This window comes from Kordia sp., assembly GCF_022447245.1.
GTDB lineage: Bacteria > Bacteroidota > Bacteroidia > Flavobacteriales > Flavobacteriaceae > Kordia.
The window spans coordinates 56,356-77,200 of sequence record NZ_JAKVBC010000006.1; the positions used below are offsets into that span (position 1 = coordinate 56,356).

Annotated in this window: 15 protein-coding genes; 11 read left to right on the forward strand and 4 right to left on the reverse strand. The window is 33.2% G+C overall.

All coding sequences use genetic code 11. From position 1 onward, the window contains the following. Positions 1-48: 48 nt before the first annotated feature. Complete coding sequence (locus MK119_RS05835) at positions 49-2,718, reverse strand: TonB-dependent receptor (protein ID WP_290671772.1); 2,670 nt, start codon at positions 2,716-2,718, stop codon at positions 49-51. A gap of 687 nt (positions 2,719-3,405) precedes the next feature. Between MK119_RS05835 and MK119_RS05840 the strand changes: the two genes are divergently transcribed. The 11 genes from MK119_RS05840 to MK119_RS05890 all read left to right on the forward strand — a co-directional run bounded on the left by MK119_RS05840 (position 3,406) and on the right by MK119_RS05890 (position 14,210). Then, positions 3,406-4,023: a GNAT family N-acetyltransferase gene (locus tag MK119_RS05840; protein ID WP_290671774.1), complete on the forward strand. Its 618-nt coding sequence runs from the start codon at positions 3,406-3,408 to the stop codon at positions 4,021-4,023. Further along, the gene (locus MK119_RS05845) at positions 4,020-5,216 is read left to right on the forward strand and encodes an argininosuccinate synthase domain-containing protein (protein WP_290671776.1); all 1,197 of its coding nucleotides are present in this window, start codon (positions 4,020-4,022) and stop codon (positions 5,214-5,216) included. Before MK119_RS05840 ends, MK119_RS05845 begins: the two co-directional genes overlap by 4 nt. After that, on the forward strand, positions 5,213-6,190 hold the full coding sequence (gene argC / locus MK119_RS05850; protein ID WP_290671783.1) for an N-acetyl-gamma-glutamyl-phosphate reductase: 978 nt from the start codon (positions 5,213-5,215) through the stop codon (positions 6,188-6,190). The genes MK119_RS05845 and argC overlap by 4 nt, the downstream gene beginning before the upstream one ends. 12 nt (positions 6,191-6,202) lie before the next feature. After that, on the forward strand, positions 6,203-7,330 hold the full coding sequence (locus MK119_RS05855) for an aminotransferase class III-fold pyridoxal phosphate-dependent enzyme (RefSeq protein WP_290671785.1): 1,128 nt from the start codon (positions 6,203-6,205) through the stop codon (positions 7,328-7,330). After that, entirely contained in the window at positions 7,327-8,268 is a 942-nt protein-coding gene (locus MK119_RS05860; protein ID WP_290671787.1) for an acetylornithine carbamoyltransferase, read from the forward strand. The genes MK119_RS05855 and MK119_RS05860 overlap by 4 nt, the downstream gene beginning before the upstream one ends. Further along, the gene (gene argB / locus MK119_RS05865) at positions 8,265-9,041 is read left to right on the forward strand and encodes an acetylglutamate kinase (RefSeq protein WP_290671789.1); all 777 of its coding nucleotides are present in this window, start codon (positions 8,265-8,267) and stop codon (positions 9,039-9,041) included. Before MK119_RS05860 ends, argB begins: the two co-directional genes overlap by 4 nt. Continuing rightward, the gene (locus MK119_RS05870; RefSeq protein ID WP_290671791.1) at positions 9,038-10,102 is read left to right on the forward strand and encodes a M20 family metallo-hydrolase; all 1,065 of its coding nucleotides are present in this window, start codon (positions 9,038-9,040) and stop codon (positions 10,100-10,102) included. Before argB ends, MK119_RS05870 begins: the two co-directional genes overlap by 4 nt. Positions 10,103-10,170: 68 nt before the next feature. Next, entirely contained in the window at positions 10,171-11,445 is a 1,275-nt protein-coding gene (gene argH / locus MK119_RS05875) for an argininosuccinate lyase (protein ID WP_290671793.1), read from the forward strand. A gap of 252 nt (positions 11,446-11,697) precedes the next feature. Further along, positions 11,698-12,360, forward strand: coding sequence for a GTP cyclohydrolase I FolE (folE, locus tag MK119_RS05880; protein ID WP_290671795.1), 663 nt, complete (start codon positions 11,698-11,700; stop codon positions 12,358-12,360). Positions 12,361-12,380: 20 nt separating this feature from the next. Continuing rightward, positions 12,381-13,361, forward strand: a complete 981-nt coding sequence (locus MK119_RS05885; RefSeq protein ID WP_290671797.1) for a DUF5829 family protein — start codon at positions 12,381-12,383, stop codon at positions 13,359-13,361. Between the two features lie 27 nt (positions 13,362-13,388). Beyond that, positions 13,389-14,210, forward strand: a complete 822-nt coding sequence (locus MK119_RS05890) for a hypothetical protein (RefSeq protein WP_290671799.1) — start codon at positions 13,389-13,391, stop codon at positions 14,208-14,210. A gap of 103 nt (positions 14,211-14,313) precedes the next feature. Here MK119_RS05890 and MK119_RS05895 read toward each other — a convergent pair whose 3' ends face one another. From MK119_RS05895 to MK119_RS05905, 3 genes are all read right to left on the reverse strand, one after another. Next, positions 14,314-15,990 carry an alkaline phosphatase PhoX gene (locus MK119_RS05895; protein ID WP_290671800.1) on the reverse strand — a complete coding sequence of 559 codons (1,677 nt, stop codon included), beginning with the start codon at positions 15,988-15,990 and terminating at the stop codon, positions 14,314-14,316. A 161-nt stretch (positions 15,991-16,151) separates the two neighbouring features. Beyond that, on the reverse strand, positions 16,152-17,363 hold the full coding sequence (locus MK119_RS05900) for a GTP-binding protein (protein ID WP_290671802.1): 1,212 nt from the start codon (positions 17,361-17,363) through the stop codon (positions 16,152-16,154). A 208-nt stretch (positions 17,364-17,571) separates the two neighbouring features. Beyond that, the gene (locus MK119_RS05905) at positions 17,572-20,838 is read right to left on the reverse strand and encodes a VCBS repeat-containing protein (RefSeq protein ID WP_290671804.1); all 3,267 of its coding nucleotides are present in this window, start codon (positions 20,836-20,838) and stop codon (positions 17,572-17,574) included. Between the last annotated feature and the right edge of the window lie 7 nt (positions 20,839-20,845).

Here is a 20,845-nt window from a genome sequence, read left to right on the forward strand (position 1 = left end):
TAGAGCTACTTGGTTGGTTGATAATGTGTGACTAATTCAAATAAATACTTAGAACTTATAGGAAATTGTTCCTAAGAAAGCTCTTGATGGTTGTGCGTTTACAGTTGTCCATCCTGTGTAATATACTTCGTCTGTAAAGTTGTTAACTTTCAGTCCTATTCTAAATTTATCGGCATCATAATACAAGCTTGCATTATAAATGGTATAACTTGGTAGTGTAAATGTTCCCGTGATAGCATTATTTACTGTTAAGTTTTCTGATGCTCCATTAAAACCAACTCCAACTCCAAAGTTTTTAGCAAAACTTTCCTCTGGAAATTTATAATCTGCCCAGAAGTTATATAATGATTCTGGACCTGCTGATTCTGGTCTTCTTCCTTCAAACTCAGTCAAGTCTCTTCCAGATTGTCCTGTTGTTTGATATAATGCTTTTGTACTGAAAACATCAGTATATTCCATATCATTAAATGAATATGAAGCTCTTACATTTAATCCTTCAAAAGGATTAGCATTTAACTCAAACTCTAGTCCTTGACTTACGACTTGAGCAATATCAATAGTTCTTGGAAATAATGGCACTGTTGGATCAGAAGTTGTAAAATCATCTACTGTGATATGATAGTAACTCACGCCAAAATTCAATTTTCCTTGTAAAAGGTTTGTTTTTACTCCACCTTCAAATTGCCGTGCTTTTTGTGGTTCAAAAACATCAATAGTTCCGTCAGGATTTACAATTGGATTTACGTTTACAAAACCTGTTTGATAATTAGCAAATACAGATAATTTATTCTTAAATGGTTGGTATAAGATTCCAGCTGTTGGCGAGAATGTAGTTTTCGTATAATCATCTTCAGCTACAACCTCACTTCCATCTTGTATAAAATGATCTAAACGCAATCCAACATTCACTGTTAACTCTGGAGTTACGTTGATTACATTAGAAGCATATGCTGCAATAGTTTGTGATTTTAAAGTACCTCTAAACGGTTCTAGTTGATTAAAAACTGCATCTAATTCTGCTCTACTTGGCGAATATGTTGCATTAGGAGTAAATGTAGTTGGTATTACTTGTCCATCAGCTGATAAAAAAGCATCAAAATATGGGAAAGCAGAGAAACTGTTTTCAATAAAAGCTCCTACTGGCTCTAAACCAGGAATGCTGTTAAAAAACCCTAATAATTGTGGAAAATTAGAGGTTGAAGTTAATACTGGATTACCGTTTTTATTTCTATTCTTTCTCTTATTATGAATATAATCTACACCCAAAACTACTCTGTTACGTACATCTCCAATTTTAAAATCTCCCGTAAAGTTTTGTTGTAAATTGATACGTGTCTCATTTGCATCTCTTTGGCTGTATACACGTGTAAAAGAGTCTCTTTGTAATAACGCTTGTGATTCAGCTAGCATTGGATTGATTAATGGATCAATTACAGGCTGAATAGCTGGTAAAATTGGTTGCAATTCTGGAATTTGGTAAATCTGTTGTAATTGTAAAATTCCGATAGAACCACCATCAAATTGGTATTGGTAATATCCGTCTGTTTCTGCATAACTACTAGAGAAGATTGTTTGTGATGTCCAATTATCTGAGATTTTATAGTCTGCAATAGCTCTTGCATTAAATGTTAAGTTATCTAAATACACGTCATCAGAAGTAAACGATTTATTTGGATCAACATTTAGCTCATCAACATTCGTAGAAACTAAGGGTAATCCTCTACGTAAGAATAACATCGATGGATTGGTTTGCCTTGTTTGTGTAAACTCTATTCCTGCGGAAATATTAAGCCTATTATTCACTCTGTATGAAAGCGATGGTGCTATAAAATATGTATCTCTAAAACCTGCATCTTGGAAACTATCTTCTGTCAAGTATGATGCGTTCACTCTAAAGAAAGTATTATTACCCGATCCTAATTCTGTGTTATAATCTGCTGAAATTCTATGTAAACCAAAAGATCCAGCTGTATAAGAAGCGGTTCCTCCTGTTCCTTGGTATGGCTTTTTAGTTACAATGTTAATCAAACCACCTAAAGAAGTTTCTGTACTTCCAAATAAGGTAGCTGATGGTCCTTTTATAACTTCGATACGCTCAATGTACGAAGGATCAATGGCACTAAATGTAACTCCTGCTACACCATCAATTAATCTTGGTTGTACGCTAAAACCACGTGTTGAGAAAAACGCAGTTCCATTCCCTGGAGATCTACCAGTAGCTTCCCATAATTTATAAACACCAGTAGCGTTTGCCATAGCTTCATCCAAGTCTGTTACGACTTGAGATTCTAACAAATCTGATGTTATAGTCGTATACACTTGTGTATTTTCTATATCTTTTAAAGGAAGTTTAGATACATAAGCCGTCTTTTTTCTCGAAAACTTATTCTTTCGTGAATCTAAAGTAACAGCTTGTAAAAGCTCATTTCCTTCATACAAAATAATATCTGAAAGATTTACTGGTGCAGTTACAGATATTTCTTTGGTTTTGTAACCAACATAAGAGATTACTAAAACCTTCGCTCCTACTACATTTTCAATTTCGAATTTTCCATCAAAGTCTGTTTGTGTCCCTTTTTGACTTTCTTTCAAATACACATTTACACCGGCTAACGGAGTATTATTATTATCAATAATTCGACCTTGAATAGACTCATTCTGAGCCAGAGCACCTGCTGAGATAAAAAATAGCATTAATGTTGCGAATACAATTTTCATTTTAATTTAGATTAAATAAATATTATAATTTTCAACAAAAATATTTCACAAAACTTTAATAACAAAGTTTATTTAGATTAAATTTAAATAAAGAGTATTAAGAAGGTAAATTCAAATTAGTAACGCACTATATATGAAGGTTTTTTAACTAAAAAAACTTAAATCTTACTTTACTTTTAAAAAAGACTCTCTTTCCAGGATGAGTCAATAAGAGTTTATCTTTTTCTACTAGACAGATTTTTAATGATGTATCTCTACTCAAAAACCTAAATAATTTTCATAATCCTATTTTTAAGGGTTATTTATTAACATATTCACAAAACTTACTAAAAAAAGATACCTGCACGTGTAGTGTAAAACTATAATTTGTAGGTTTGCAGTAATGATTGCACAAAATAAAACATACACAATATTACCCGAGGTTCGCTTCCGACGCCGCCGCTGCTAATTCTACTAGCTAGTAACACTTTAGTATTTACATTGTTTTATTTATCATTTCTTGAATCATTTTATATCCATAGCATTTTATCAAAGTTGCGTTATTTTAACAAATAACAATCTTCCCGTACGCCGCTATTTTATTCGCCGCCCGTAAGGGTGCACTTCTATTTTGGGAACTTAGGCGAGTCCGGTTCTTTTTTCCAGATACATCAAATCAACATTTTAATCATTTTTTACTAAAACACCATGGAAATTGTCATTGCAAACAATTCACATCGCGTTTACGCTGAAACTATTTGTGAAACTATTTTACAAGCTGCTCAAGTAAGAGGAACAGGAATTGCAAAGCGAAAGCCAGCATACGTGATCTCAAAGATGGAGAAAGGAAATGCTGTCATTGCATTAGATGGCGAAAAATTTGTAGGCTTTTGCTATATCGAAGCTTGGAGTCACGGAAAATTTGTCGCAAACTCTGGACTGATTGTACATCCTGACTACAGAGGAAAAGGCATTGCCAAACAAATCAAGAAGAAAATTTTTGAACACTCTAGAACCAAATTTCCCAATGCAAAAGTATTTAGTATCACCACAGGATTAGCCGTGATGAAACTCAATAGTGAATTGGGTTATAAGCCAGTTACATTTTCAGAACTTACCGAAGATCAATCCTTTTGGAATGGTTGCCAAACCTGCAAAAACTTTGATGTATTAAAACGTACAAATCAAAAAATGTGCTTGTGTACAGGCATGTTGTACGATCCAAATTCTAACGAAGCAAAACAAAAAACGAAAGTAAAAGAGAAGGTTTTTAAAAGATTGAAAAGTATCAAACAAACCTTATTTCTAAAAAAAGATAAAAAATGAAGACTACAAAGAAATTAGTCCTTGCCTATAGTGGCGGTTTAGATACGTCATATTGCGCCATACATCTCACCAAAGAGAAAAATTTTGAAGTCCATGCAGTAAGTGTAAACACAGGTGGTTTTACTCAAAACGAAATTAACACAATAGAAGAAAATGCTTACAAAATGGGCGTTTCAACTTATAAAAATATTGATGCTGTTAAAACCTTCTATGAAAAGGTAGTGAAATATTTAGTGTTCGGAAATGTCTTAAAAAACAATACGTATCCGCTTTCCGTAAGTGCTGAACGTATCGTACAAGCCATCGAAATTATTGAATACGCAAAAAGTATTGATGCTAAATATATTGCTCATGGAAGTACCGGTGCAGGAAACGATCAAGTACGTTTTGATATGATTTTTCAAACTTTAGCTCCAGATATTGAAATCATTACGCCAATTAGAGATCAAAAATTGACTCGTGAAGAAGAAATTCAATATTTACAAGCAAATGGTGTGGATTTGTCTTGGGAGAAAGCAAAATATTCCATTAACAAAGGGCTTTGGGGAACCAGTGTTGGCGGTGACGAAACCTTGACTTCTAATAAATCATTACCAGAAGAAGCATATCCATCACAACTGCAAAAACAAACAGAAGAAAACGTGCAACTTAGTTTTTTACAAGGAGAATTGGTTGCCGTAAATGGAAAACAAAATGCTCCAGAAATCAATATTGAAATCTTAAATAAACTCGCTTCTGCTTTTGCAATTGGAAGAGATATTCATGTGGGTGATACAATCGTTGGTATTAAAGGGAGGGTTGGATTTGAAGCGGCTGCAGCGATTATTTGTATTAAAGCACATCATTTATTGGAGAAACATACATTGACCAAATGGCAACTGCAACACAAAGAATATCTCTCTAACTTTTATGGAATGCATTTGCATGAAGGGCAATACCTAGATCCTGTAATGCGTGATATTGAAAGCTACCTAAAAAGTAGTCAAACAAAGGTCTCTGGAGATGTTTTCATTACGTTAAAACCATATCATTTCACTCTAGACGGAATTCAATCGAGGCATGACTTAATGAATGCCAAGTTTGGAAGTTACGGAGAAATAAACTCTGGTTGGACAGCTAACGAAGCCAAAGGTTTCATCAAAATCTTGGGCAATCAAAACAAAATATATCAACACATAAACTCAGAAGCATGATAGAGGTCGGAATTATAGGAGGCGCTGGTTATACTGCAGGAGAACTTATTAGGTTATTAGTGCATCATAGCAAAGTCAATATCAATTTTGTATACAGCACTTCCAATGCAGGAAATAAGATCAGCTTTGTACATCAAGATTTGATTGGTACTACAAACATGTCGTTTACAGATACAATCAATGCAAAAGTTGATTTGGTGTTTTTGTGTTTAGGGCATGGAAATTCGAAAGCATTTTTAACAGAAAACAAATTCTCAGCAAAAACTAAAATTATTGATCTGAGTAATGATTTTAGATTGAAAAATGATCAAGAATTTGACAATTTATCTTTTGTCTACGGATTGCCAGAATTGCAAAAAGAAGCGATACAAAAAGCACAAAACATAGCCAATCCGGGTTGCTTTGCGACAGCTTTACAATTGGCATTGCTTCCATTAGCACAGCATGGATTGTTACATAATGATGTCCATATTAATGCAGTAACTGGCGCTACTGGTGCAGGAACTTCGTTATCAAAAACAACACATTTTACGTGGAGAGATAATAACTTTTCCTATTACAAACCTTTTACACATCAGCATTTAGGTGAAATTCATCAAACCATGCAACAATTACAAAACGGTTTTGATGCTGAAATTCACTTTATGCCAAATAGAGGAAACTTTAGTAGAGGTATTTTTGCAACATTATATACAACATTTGAAGGTAGTTTAGAAGAAGCCGAAATACTGTACAATAGTTTCTACAAAGATACCGCATTTACTTTTGTGAGTGACCATCAAGTGCATTTAAAACAAGTAGTGAATACCAATAAATGCCTCTTACACCTACACAAACACGAAAACAAATTATTAATCACAAGTAGTATTGACAATCTATTAAAAGGTGCTTCTGGTCAGGCAATTCAAAATATGAATCTGATGTTTGGTTTTGAAGAAGCTGAAGGATTACAACTAAAAGCTACCTTTTTTTAACAACAAAATATCATGAGTTTATTCAACGTATATCCATTATTCAATATCACACCCGTTACTGCAAAAGATGTATATGTATACGATCAAAACAATACAAAATATCTTGATTTGTACGGTGGACATGCTGTGATTTCTATTGGACATTCACATCCAACATACGTAACAGCTATTTCAAATCAGTTACGGAAAATTGGGTTTTATAGTAATTCGATTCAAAATCCACTTCAAGAAAAGTTAGCTTACAAATTAACAAGTTTGTCAAACTGTGAAGGCTATGAACTGTTTTTGTGTAATTCTGGTGCTGAAGCCAATGAAAATGCGCTAAAACTTGCATCTTTTCACACACAAAAAACAAACGTCTTGGCTTTTAAAAAAGCGTTTCATGGAAGAACTTCAGCAGCAGTTGCAGCTACAGATAACACAAGAATTGTAGCTCCTATAAATGCACAACAAAAAGTAGATTTTGTCGATTTGGGAGATTTAGAAACTGTCGAAAATGTATTGAAGCAAGATAAAACTTGTGCCGTCATTATTGAATGTATTCAAGGTGTTGGCGGCTTGGATGAAAGTACCACCGCATTTTACCAAGGACTCGACATTCTATGCAAACAATATAACACACTGTTGATTGCGGATGAAGTTCAAGCTGGTTTTGGTAGAACAGGTGATTTCTTTTCGTTTCAAAAACATCTTATTACGCCAGATATAATTTCAATGGCAAAAGGTATGGGTAATGGTTTTCCAATTGGTGGTATTTTGATTCACCCAAAAATTAAAGCTTCTCATGGCTTATTGGGCACAACATTTGGCGGAAATCATTTAGCTTGCAGTGCTTCATTAGCTGTTTTAGAGGTGATAGAAACACAAGGTTTAATGCAAAATGCTACAGCAATTTCTGAGTACTTTCTAGCGGAAGCTTCCAAAATATCAAAAATTAAAAACACAAAAGGAAGAGGATTAATGCTAGGCTTGGAATTTGATTTCCCTGTTTCCGAAATCCGGAAAACCTTAATTCATAAGCATCACATTTTTACGGGAAGTGCCGCCAATCCGAATGTATTGCGAATACTTCCACCATTAACCATTACGAAACAACACATCAATATGTTTTTTGAAGCATTACAAAAATTAATAGCATGAAACAATACACAACAATTTACGACATAGAAAATATCTCGAATGCGATTCAAGAAGCAATTGCGTTAAAAGAAAATCCATTTGCTCATACTCATTTAGGAAATAACAAAACATTGGTTATGCTCTTTTTCAATGCAAGTTTACGAACCCGTTTAAGCACAGAAAAAGCAGCTAAAAACTTAGGAATGAATGTCATGATTTTAAACGTAAATGACGCTTGGAATTTAGAATTTGAAGAAGGTGTCATCATGAATTTGAATGCTTCTGAACATGTCAAAGAAGCGGCGCAAGTCATTTCACAATACGCAGATATCATTGCTATTAGAGCTTTTCCAAGTTTACAAGACAAAGAAAAAGATATTTCCGAATGGATACTAAACAGTTTTATCAACTATGCGTCTGTCCCAATTGTCAATATGGAAAGTGCTACTATGCATCCGTTACAAGCTTTAGCAGATGCCATTACAATTGAAGAATTGAAAATAAAATCGAAACCTAAAGTCGTATTGTCATGGGCACCTCATCCAAAAGCCTTACCACAAGCTGTGGCAAATTCGTTTGTAACCATGATGCAAGAGTTAGATATCAATTTTAGTATTACACATCCGAGAGGATATGAATTAAGCGAAGACATCACTAAAAATGTTCCGATTAATTACAATCAAGAAGAAGCTTTACAAAATGCTGATTTTGTATATGTAAAAAATTGGAGCAGTTATACAGATTATGGTAAAGTTTCACCTGTTGAGGAAGATTGGATGCTCACCAAGAAAAAGTTAAACACAGGAAAGTTCATGCATTGTTTACCCGTACGAAGAAATGTTATCGTAGAAGATGCCGTATTGGATAGTGAGAATTCTGTAGTAATTCAGCAAGCACATAACAGAGTGTTTTCGGCACAAATTGTATTGAAGAAAATTTTAGAAAACTTGCAGACATGAAAACAGTAAAAATTGTGAAAATCGGCGGGCATATCATTAATAATGAAGCTGCTTTAGATCTATTTTTAGATGACTTTGCAAAGTTAGCTTCGCCAAAAATCTTAGTGCATGGTGGCGGAAAATCAGCTACAGAACTCGCACAACAAATGCATGTTGAAGTCCAAATGAACAATGGTAGACGAATTACAAATGCAGATACTTTAGACATCATTACAATGGTTTATGCTGGAAAAATCAACAAGACAATTGTTGCCAAACTACAAACAAAAAACACAAATGCTATTGGGTTTTCAGGTGCTGATGGCAATAGTATTATAGCTAAAAAACGCCCAATAACCACTATTGATTATGGTTTTGTGGGCGATATCCAAAAAGTAAATATCGATACCCTACAACTACTACTCGATCAAAATATCACGCCTATATTTTGTGCCATTACACATGACGAAAATGGGCAATTGTTAAATACGAACGCAGATACTGTTGCTTCTGAATTGGCTATAGCTTTCGCGAATGAATACAATACTGAATTATATTATTGTTTTGAAAAAAATGGCGTACTGAAAGATGTTCATGATGACGAGTCTGTAATAGAAACTATTGATTCCGAAAACTATCCATCATTACTAGAAAAAAAGGTCATTTCGGATGGAATGTTGCCAAAACTCACCAATTGTTTTCATGCAATTCATCATAAAGTAGCGAAAGTTCACATTGGGAAATCTGCAATTCTTTTACATAAAAAACTAAAACACACAACAATTCAAAAATGAATCACACAGAATTAACATATAGAGCAATTATATTGCTTAAAAAGCTCATTGAAACACCATCATTTTCTTCAGAAGAAGGAGATACAGCAATACATATAGAAAATTGGTTTCAAGAACATGAGATTCCTTTTAAAAGAACAAAAAATAATATTTGGGCAACAAATTTACATTTTGATGAATGCAAACCAACATTGCTATTAAATTCGCATCACGACACCGTAAAACCAAATAATGGTTATACCAAAAATCCGTTTGAAGCCATTGAAGAAGATGGAAAATTGTATGGTTTGGGAAGTAATGATGCTGGCGGTTGCTTGGTTTCATTGATCGCAACATTCACGTACTTTTATAAACAACCAAACTTACACTACAATCTCCTGATAGTTGCTTCCGCAGAAGAAGAAAGCAGCTGCGAAAATGGTTTGAATAGTATGTTATCCATTATTCCAAAAATTGATGTTGCCATTGTCGGCGAACCTACATTGATGCAATTAGCCATCGCTGAAAAAGGGTTGTTAGTGTTTGATGCTACCGTTACTGGAACGCCAAGTCATGCTGCACATCCAAATACAGACAATGCTATTTATAACACCATTGAGGTTTTACAATGGTTTCAGGAATTCACCTTTAAGAAATCGTCTTCGGTTTTGGGTGATGTAAAAATGACCGTTACACAGATCAATGCAGGAAAACAACACAATGCTGTTCCTGCCAATGTAAATTTGGTCATCGACGTACGTGTCAATGATGCATACACCAACAAAGAGGTTGTTGAAATTTTACAAAAAGAAGCGCCTTGTTCTGAAATCATTCCGAGAAGTCTACGATTAAACTCCTCCTCTATTCCAAAGGAACACGCATTGGTTCAAGCTGGTATTACCTTGGGTAGAAAAACGTATGGTTCTCCTACGCTATCCGATCAAGCAGTTTTGTCCTGTCCTTCGTTAAAATTAGGTCCTGGCGACAGTACACGTTCGCACACAGCCGACGAATTTATCTATTTAAAAGAAATAGAAGAAGGCATTGAAATTTACATTGAATTATTAGAGAAAATATTATAAAAATATATTCCTGTATGCATCTCGACTGCGCTCGATGTGACATAAAGGAATAACAAAAGAGAAAACAGATGAAACTTTGGGATAAAGGAATTAGCATCGATAAGAAGATAGAAACATTTACGGTTGGGAATGATAGAGAAATTGACATGCATATTGCAAAATATGATGTATTGGCTTCCTTGGCTCATGCTAAAATGTTACATAAAATAAATATCATTACTGTTGAAGAATTAAAGCAACTTACGGAAGGATTGGAAACCTTATTAGATCAAATACACAATCACACGTTCGTTATAGAAGCACAATTTGAAGATGTACATTCTAAAATTGAATACGAACTTACAAAAGCGTATGGTGATGTTGGAAAAAAGATTCATACAGCGCGTTCTAGGAATGATCAGGTGTTGGTGGCTTTGCAATTATTTTATAAGGACAATATCAACTTCATTCTGGAGCAGACACAGGTATTATTTGAGACACTTTTGCAATTGGCAGAAACACATAAAGAATCATTGTTGCCAGGTTATACACATTTGCAAGTTGCTATGCCTTCTTCGTTTGGCCTGTGGTTTTCTGCGTATGCAGAATTGTTAATTGATGATGTGTATGTATTACAAGCTGCTTTAAAAACTGTTGATCAAAATCCACTAGGTTCTGCGGCAGGATACGGAAGTTCATTTCCAATTGATAGAGCGTTTACAACTAAAGAATTAGGCTTTAAAACTTTAAAACACAATGTCGTTGCTGCACAGATGAGCAGAGGAAAAAGCGAACGAACCGTTTCTATGGCACTCGGAAGTTTGAGTAACACTTTAGCTCGATTTTCAATGGATATTTGCTTGTATATGAGCCAGAATTTTGATTTCATTTCGTTTCCAGATGCCTTGACGACAGGAAGTAGTATCATGCCACACAAAAAGAATCCTGATGTTTTTGAACTCGTACGAGGAAAATGCAATAAGGTGCAAGCATTGTATGCAGAAATGGTACTACTTACCAATAATTTACCAAGCGGTTATCACAGAGATTTTCAATTGTTAAAAGCACCTATGATCTCGGCATTTACAGATGTAAAAAGTGTGTTGGAAATTTTCAATCATTCCATTCAACAAATTCAAGTAAAAAAGATTGATTTCAACGAAGAAAAATACAAATATCTTTCTACTGTTGATAGCATCAATAATTTAGTAATGGATGGAGTTTCCTTTAGAGAAGCATATCAAAAAATAGGCAAGCAAGTAGAAAAAGGGACATATACAGCAGAAATTTCAAAAAAACATACACATATTGGAAGTATTCATAATTTAAGTTTAGATCATATTAGAAGAAAGTTTTCGTTTTAAAAAAGATGTCAATTTACTTTCTATTATTATTCTATATAAACTTTCTTTATGGCTAGATTATATGCTAACAATAAAAATATTGTTAGCATCAATAACTATACTTTGCGAATTATATTGATTTTTAAAGAAAAATATAGATGCGTCTCAAAATACATACTAATCCTAGTATTTTTTAGAATCTTGTAATAAATTTAACGCAACTATGTTGCGTTAATAAATTATCGTTAATTTTGTAATTTAAAACAGAATTTGATGGACAAGGAACAAATAGAATTATTAGGTGACAATCATATTCCTTCAAGTGTAGAAACACCTTTACGACCAGATGCATTTGATAAAACTGACGATGAAAAGATTAAAAATATTGAGGAATATTTTGGATTAATCATGCAAGAGTTAGGGCTCGATCTTACGGATGATAGTTTATCAGGAACTCCCTATCGTGTTGCAAAAATGTATGTAAAAGAATTATTTTATGGCCTAAATCCTGCTAATAAGCCAAAGCTCTCCACTTTTGAAAATAAATATGAATATGGTAAAATGCTTGTAGAGCAAAATATAACTATTGATTCTGCTTGTGAACACAATTTTTTACCAATTGTTGGTAATGTACATGTAGCGTATGTTCCCAAAAAACGAGTGATTGGACTTTCTAAGATCAATCGTTTGGTTGATTATTATGCTCACAGACCTCAAGTCCAAGAGCGATTATCATTGCAAATTCTTAAATATTTAAAACGCGTCCTAGAGACCAAAGATGTTATTGTAATGGTAGTTGCAAAGCATTTGTGTGTGTCATCAAGAGGAATTAAAGATAAAAATAGCTTTACGACGACTCTTGAATATGGAGGCTCTTTTGAAAACGATAAAAAACGACAAGAATTTATAGATATTGTTACTAAAACCACTCTTTAAAATCACTGTAAACAATTGAATTGAAAACTATTGCACACATAAAAAATCATTTGTCAGCACAAAAAATCAGTTTCATTCTAGGGCTATTTTTTTTCTTTTCATGCAGTGAAAAATCAAAAAAAACAAAAACGATCACTGTAGACTATGATAAAGTAGATACTTTTTTTGGTGCTGATGTTTCCCAAATACTTTTTGATCACTTATACATTGTGTTGGATAGTGTTTCGTATGCAAAATTAACCCAAAATACATTCTTTAAAGATACCTATGTTGCTATCGACAAAGGCTTTCCTAATTTTGAAACTATTGACGAAAAGACAGCATCTTGCTATGCAAGAGGTCACAAACATTATATAGAAATTTTAGGTCCTAATAATCAATATCAAGAACCCGTTGGAAAAAGCGGTATTGGCTTTTCTCTTTACAATAAAGGAGAACATTTTCATTTAGGAGTGAAACCCAAATTAAAAAAAAATGAAACTACATATTTGAGCATTTCTGAAACTGTAGATGTACCTTTAGATCAACATGAAATCACTTGGTTTAAAGCTTTTTATTCTCCTAGTAAAAATACAAATCTCAATACTTGGTACGCCTTTTACAACCCTACTTTTTTAGACAGTCTCCATCAGTTAAAACATCAAGGTTATACTCGAGAAGCTTTTTTACAGAAATCCTACAAAAAAGAATGTCTTTTTAAAGATATAAAAAGGATTTCTATGGATTGTACTATTGATGATTATAATAGAATAGCACAAGAAATGCGGTATTTAGGATGCAACTTATTAAACGTAGAAAACAAAGTTCTGACAATTGCTAGTGGCGACGTACTTATACGTATTCGTCCTTCAGAAACTATTGAATATAGTAGAATTACAGAGATACAGTGTAGATTAAATGCACTGGATAATAGCGTCATACAACTAGGAAACCTAACCATTACAAATAAAGGTAAAGAATCGCTGTGGAACTTTGACAATTTAAATAAAACTATCAATTAAAAATTAATAACCATAAAACTCCAAGAAATGAAAACATTACAATTATCTATAACTATGCTTTTATTAGTTGTTGTAATAATCTCCTGTAAAGGTGAAAAGAAAGAAACAACAACAAAAGATGCAGAAAAAACAGAAGAGAAAAAAACGACTGAGCCTGAAAAAATAAAAATAACTCTTGAAAAGTTAGAAGGTTCTCCAACGTATGCTGATGCTGTTTTAGCTATGGATGCGCCAGCTGACACTAAAATTACCAATGTAGGAGAAATAGATTTTAATTTTACGATGAATAACTATGAACTTGGAAAGCAAACTGAAGGACCAAATGCTACATTATTAGCAAATTCTGGCAAAGGACAGCATATTCATTTTATACTTAACAATCAGCCATACTCTGCACATTATACACCTACTTTCAAAAAAGAAATTCCAGAAGGTGTACATCATTTAGTTGCTTTTTTAAGTCGTTCTTATCATGAATCTGTGAAGAATGAAAATTCTGTAGTTGTTAAGAAATTAGAAGTTGGTGAAAACCCACAAGATACATATGGTTTAGACATGAACGCACCAACATTAATTTACAGTCGCCCAAAAGGAACTTATAAAGGGAAAGATACCGAAAACTTATTATTAGACTTTTTTGTTTTGAATACAAAACTTTCTGAAACTGGTCATAAAGTGAGAGCAACCATTAACGGTGAAACATTTATAATTACAGAATGGGCTCCACATATTGTAAAAGGTTTACCAATGGGAAAAGTTACCATACAATTGGAATTACTGGACGAAAATGGAAAATTAATTCCTGGACCATTTAATAATGTGACTAGAACTGTTACGCTTGCAAAATAAGTGAGTTTATAAAAAACTGAATCCCATGTTTACAAGAAAAGCTTGTAGTTTGACAAACTACAAGCTTTCATTTTACAACTGATAATAAATTAAAAATAATGTCTTAGTTTACATTTTCTATTTGTTGTAGCTTATTCATTTTTTCGATTAAATCGCCTTGAATAGCAACTATAGCAGATTTTGGAATATTGTCTTGATCAAATGGCCATGTGCTTGTAGGATGTTTTTTATCTTTTGTTTGTTCTCCAGGATGCTGTACACTTAAAAATAAGGTTTTTCCATCAGGCGAAAACCAAGGTCCTGTCAATTCTGCATCTATTGGTGCAGATGCTACACGAATTACTTTCCCTGCGTCTTTACCGTATCTTGGAATTACGAATAAACTATTATTTTTAAATGCCATATACGGTTTATCTTTTTTATTCATGGCACTTCCTGACATATCAGATGTTATCCACAAATTTCCAGACATATCAAATGCCAAATTATCTGGGCAAGAAAATCCATTTTCTTCTCCTCCTGCTATAAACGTAGAAGCTTTGAATGTTAACGAATCATATTTTCCACCAGTTTCCTCAATTTTAAGAATAGAACCATGAAAATCGTTTTTCCATTTATTATTCGTTAAAGACACAAAAACATTTCCACTCACTGGATCTATTTCTATATCTTCTGGACGATTCAATTCTGTAGCGCCTAATATTTTTGCTGCTTCTCTAGCTCTTATTAAAACTTCTGTTTGATTTTTAAAGGCTGTTTTTAATAAAGGCTGTTTTTCCCAATCTAATGCTAACCATTTTCCGTTTTCAGTATCTGCTACATACAGCGTACCCTCTTTCAAAGAACTAGGCTTCGAGGAAATAAATTTATACAAATACTCATTATTTTTATCATCTCCACTATACGCAACTACACGCTTGTCTGCTAATTCGTAAAGCGTACAACATTCATGCGCAAATCTTCCTAAAGCTATATGTTTTTGTGCAGAACCATCTATTGGATTAATTTCTACAACCCAACCATAATGCTCAGGGGAGTAATTATAATACTTTTCCCAGCCATATCGACTCGCTACTCTTGAAGGCTTGTTATTTTTATCATATTTGATTTCTCCAAAACAGTTATCATAATTTTCTTCGCAAGTCAAAAATGTCTTCCAAGGAGTAATGCCTCCTGAACAATTACTATTTGTTCCTATAACGGTTGTTTTTCCTGCTATTGGAGTATCCCAATTTAACTTTATGGGCGTTTGTGCTGTAATTCTTTTGTTATGAGGATCATTTTTAACTACATTCCATTTTCCATTTTCTTCCTTTATTCGGACTATAGTACCACCGACACAATACATTTCTTTATCTACCTGTTCCTTTGTTTTTGGTGCATTGGGTTTTCTATAATTATATCCTGAAACAAAAAGTGGATTTATATATTCATGATTCACCCAAAGCAATCCATCTTTTGGATTTTTTTCATCAAAGGGAATAAAACAAGTAAAGTCATTGTTATCTCCAAAAGTTTCTTCTTTACTAATTTCATCACCATACTTTGCTATAATGTCATAATTTAAACCATTAGCAAGCAACAAATCATCTTTATGAGAGGGTTGGATTGCTTCCAAAGCAACATCTTTTAATTTTTTTAATACAGCTTCTGAAGTATCTTTAAATTCTGGAGCTGGTTTAGTCGTATTACCACAACTGATTAAAAATTGAGGCATAACCAAAGCTCCTAAACTAGTTTTTCCTAAGAAGGAAATGAATTCTTTGCGACTATATTCCATATTTTTAATTTAAGTAATGTTCTTTCAAACATGTCAGACTAGAATAGATTTTTTCGAAAACTTTTTTTAAATCAGTAATAAATTTTGTGACTAATCTTAATTGATCTTGGTGAAAAATTACTTAATTCTATATTGTAACTTTTTATTTTTTTTGGTCAAATTTAATTCATTCTCTGAACAGGCCAATTATCCTGATATCCATTTTCCCATTGCTGAGTTGCTAACTCTTCATCGGTTGATAAACAAGAATTTAAATCAGATCTAATTAGGGCTTCATTCATATCTTTCCCTATAAAGACAATTTCATTTTTTCGGTCGCCAAAAGTAACATCCCAATCACTTTCAATTTCTTTTTGATTATGAATAAAAGGTCCATATTGGAAACGTTCTTCAAAAGGCATACTAGCCCACCAAACGCCTGCATTATCAGTTCGTAAAGAACCGCCTGCTTGGCCCCATATCAAAGCTTGATTTGGTCTGGATGCTATCCAAAACAAACCTTTGCTTCTAATAATAGTATTTGGAAATTTTTGCGCTGCATATTTCATAAAACGAGCAGGATCAAACGGTTTTTTACTTCGATAGACAAACGAACTAATTCCATATTCTTCTGTTTCTGGCGTGTGCTCTTCTTTGTTCAATTCTTCAATCCATCCTGCACTTTGTTCCGCCTCTTCAAAGTTAAATAAGCCAGTATGAAGTATTTCTTTTGGGTCAATTTTACTGAATGAAGATTCTATGATTTTAGCAGTTGGGTTTAATTTATGAATCATCGCACGTAAAACTCCTAAGTGTTCTTTTTGTACTAAATCTGTTTTATTCAGAATAATGACATTGGCAAATTCAATTTGATCAGTAAGCAAATTTACGATGGTTCGATAATCTCCTTCCATATCTGTCAAATCTCTATCCATTAAGGTTTCTGGACTTCCAAAATCTTTAAAAAAGTTAAAAGCATCCACAACAGTAACCATCGTATCTACATAACTAAAACGAGATAAATCGATACCATTTGCTTCATCCACAAAAGAAAAGGTTTGCGCAACTGGAATAGGTTCACTGATTCCAGTACTTTCAATCAATAAATAATCAAATTTATTCTCTTTTGCCAATCGCTCTACTTCTACCATCAAATCTTCTCGTAGTGTACAACAAATACAACCATTGCTCATTTCTACAAGTTTTTCTTCAGTACGAGACAAGGTATTTTCACTTTTAACTAGTTCTGCATCTACATTTACTTCACTCATATCATTCACAATGACAGCTACTTTCAATCCTTGTTTATTATGAAGAACATGGTTGAGTAAGGTAGTTTTTCCTGCTCCTAAAAAACCACTTAATACAGTTACTGGAAGTTTTTGATCGATCATTTTTCTAATTTTTTATTATCACTAATTCTCTTGGTATGCCGTTTTATACGACTAATGCAACTTGGTTGCAAAAATATGAAAGATTTTTTTATTGCAGCTTAGTTTCAATAAAAAACCGCCTTCAAGTTTGAAAGCGGTTTGATTTTAAAAAATTATACCAATTGTTGGTTAAATAGAATTGACAAATGTTTTTTTTCTTGAACTCACATTAATTAAGTTTTAAAAGTTTAAATTCGGCATTTTTATTCAAAATAATAAAATGAGTTTTATCGTTTATTGTAATTTTCTGAATGGCTTTGGCTTCGGAATTATTGAAATAACTAGTATCTTTTACATATTGATAGACTCCTTTATCATTCCCTAATAATAAATAGCCTTTAGAAGCATCATAACGAATAGTTTCTACCTCAGCATCATAGATATTTCCAACACCTAAAATATCCATATAACCGTCGTTATTAAAATCGTGAGTGGTACTACTTAAGGTTGGTCCAAACTGTGCATGACTTGGTAATATTTGAATGTCAAATTTTCCTTCTCCATTATTTTTTAACATAAACGATTTAAAATTTTCCACTTCAAAATGTGTTGCATTTGCTAAGTTTTCTTGCCCATATATTTCAGATAATGTAGAAGCAGCAAACTCTTTATAGGTTTTTATTTTACTATTTAAAATTGGAGTCTGTTCAGTAGAACATTGTTTTCCACGTACTGGAAGTAACTCACCTGTTTTAGAAACTTTACTCAACGCCATATCATAAGAAGCATTTTGATCAAAATTTCCAGCATAGATATGTAATGGTTTTTCTTCTGTTGGATGAAATTTATTATTCGTTCCCCAATTTCCTATGATATAATCTTGATCGCCATCGTTGTCCATATCACTAGCTGTAATAGATTGATACCAACCACTCGTGTTTTTGAGTTCGGAAAGGTTCTTTTTACTAAATTTCCCATTCGTATTTTCAAAAATAGTTACTGGCATCCATTCACCAACGAGAAGCAAATCCAAATCGCCATCTGCATCATAATCCGAGAATACAGCATCATTTACAAGTCGCAATTCAGAAAGTATTTCTTCATTGGTATTAACAAACGTTCCGTTATCATTTTTTAATATATATGACGTTTCTGCTAGCGGATATTTTCCATGCTTGGTGCTTCCTCCAATAAAAATATCAATATCGCCATCATTGTCATAATCTGCTGCTGCAATCGCCTTTGTATTAGAGTAAAGTTTTGGCAAACGATTGGATTTTGTATAGTTTCCATTTCCATCATTTATGTACAAACGATCTTGTAAAAGCGGACTATTTTCCTGATGTTCATAACCTCCCGATGTTATGTACAAATCCAAATCTTTATCGTTATCAACATCTATGAATTGTGCATTTGTATCTTCAAAATTTTTGTCTGCTTCAAATGTTTTTTGACTTTTCTCCGTAAATGTTCCATCATTTTTTTGAACGAATAACTTTCCTGAAACATCTTTTGCATTTCCCACAAAGAAATCATCTAAACCATCATTATTAACATCAGCTACAGCTAAAGGTCTTCCTTTTTCAGATTGCTTTTGCGGTAACAATACTTGCAAATCAAAATCGTTAAAGTCATTTTCCTTTTGAACGTAATAAATTCCTAAGTCTTTTGGTTCAATTGTTTCAAACAAAGTCATAGCTTTTGAGTGTTGCCCATTTTCATGGGTCGCATCCTTATAATTTAGCGCAATGTTTTTGTCAACTGAAACATTAGAAAGCAATTGTTTTTTACCGTCTTGCCACCATACTTTTACACTATCAACTTTTGTAAGTTCACCTAAACCAAAATGCAATGTATTTGTTACCGAAGATTGATAACCTCTACTTAGTTCCAAAGTTTTGGATCGTTGCAATCCGTTTGCATATACATGCACTGTAGTTCCAATACCATTGATGTTTTGCGGAGTTCCCACAAATGAAAATGTAATGGAGTTTGCCTCAGAATAATTTTTGTACACCTGCGCTTCTGCATCTTGATTATTGGTTACCAAATCTAAATCGCCATCGTTATCCAAATCAACATACACAGCGCCGCTAGAATTTATTTTTGTTATAAATCCCCAATCTTTAGTTTTATTCGCAAACGTTAAGTCTTTATTATTTTGAAAAATATAATTGCTCAACGTATTTGAAGGCATCATATTGATTGCTTCTTCTAAGGATACTTTTTTTCGATTTTGAATATTCGTCTTCATTTTATTTCGAAAATCCTGATTGGACAGATCGTGCTCAATTCCATTGGTTACAAACACATCATTATATCCATCATTATCAAAATCGGCAATCAAAGGCGCCCAACTCCAATCTGTTTTGGCAATACCTGACAATTGCCCGATTTCACTATACGTTCCATCTCCGTTATTGAGTTGCAACATATTAGACATGTATTGATGATGATATCCTGCTTTTACAACTGCTTGAAAGTTTTCTGTACTCATGGCAGCCATGTTTTCTTTGCTTCTTACATGATCTTCCGAGAGCATATCTAATACAATCAAATCGGGTTGTAAATCGTTATTGATATCTGCAAAATCCGATCCCATACTATTGGCAGAAATGTGTTTGAAACGTTCTAGAATTTCGTCTTTAAAAGTCCCGTCACCTTGGTTAATGTATAAAAAATCAGGTTCTAAAAAGTCATTTGCCACATATATATCTGGAAGATTATCATTGTTAAAATCTCCAATAGAAGCGCTTAATCCCCAAGCTTTGTTTTCAACACCTGCAGCTCTTGTTACATTTGTAAAACGTTTTCCATCATTTCTAAATAGTTGATCGGAATTGAACGGTTCTTTGCGTTGCTGAATTCGCGGGTCAATATTGGTATTGTTCTGAAAGTCAAAACGATGATTTACCAAATACATATCCAAATCTCCATCAGCATCATAATCGAAGAAATAAGCTTGTGTAGAAAATCCAAAATGATCTAAACCATAAGCCGCTGCACTTTCTTTAAACGTATTGTCTTTTTGATTGATGAATAATTTGTTCTTTCGAAGATTGTGATTTTTTAATGATCCTGATTTGCATACATAAATATCTAGCCAACCATCATTATTTATATCAATCATACTTACACCAGTTGTCCAACCATTTTCATCAGAAACTCCCGCTTTTTTTGTAATGTCTTCAAACCTAAAATCGCCTTTATTCAAATACAACGCATTGCTTCCTTGATTCGAAGAAAAGTACAAATCTTCCAATCCGTCATTGTTAATATCGCCAACAGCAATTCCGCCACCATTGTAGATATAAGAATAGTTTAAGAAATTAAAATAGAGGTTTTCTTGCACTTCATTTTTGAAATGAATATTTGTATGTTCATTATCGATCACACTAAATAATGTATCACTTTTTTCTGGTGTTTTTTTGGCACAACCAACACCAAAAAGAACAAGTAATACGTAGAAGATTTTATGTTGTTTAAAAAATTTCATTTCAGAA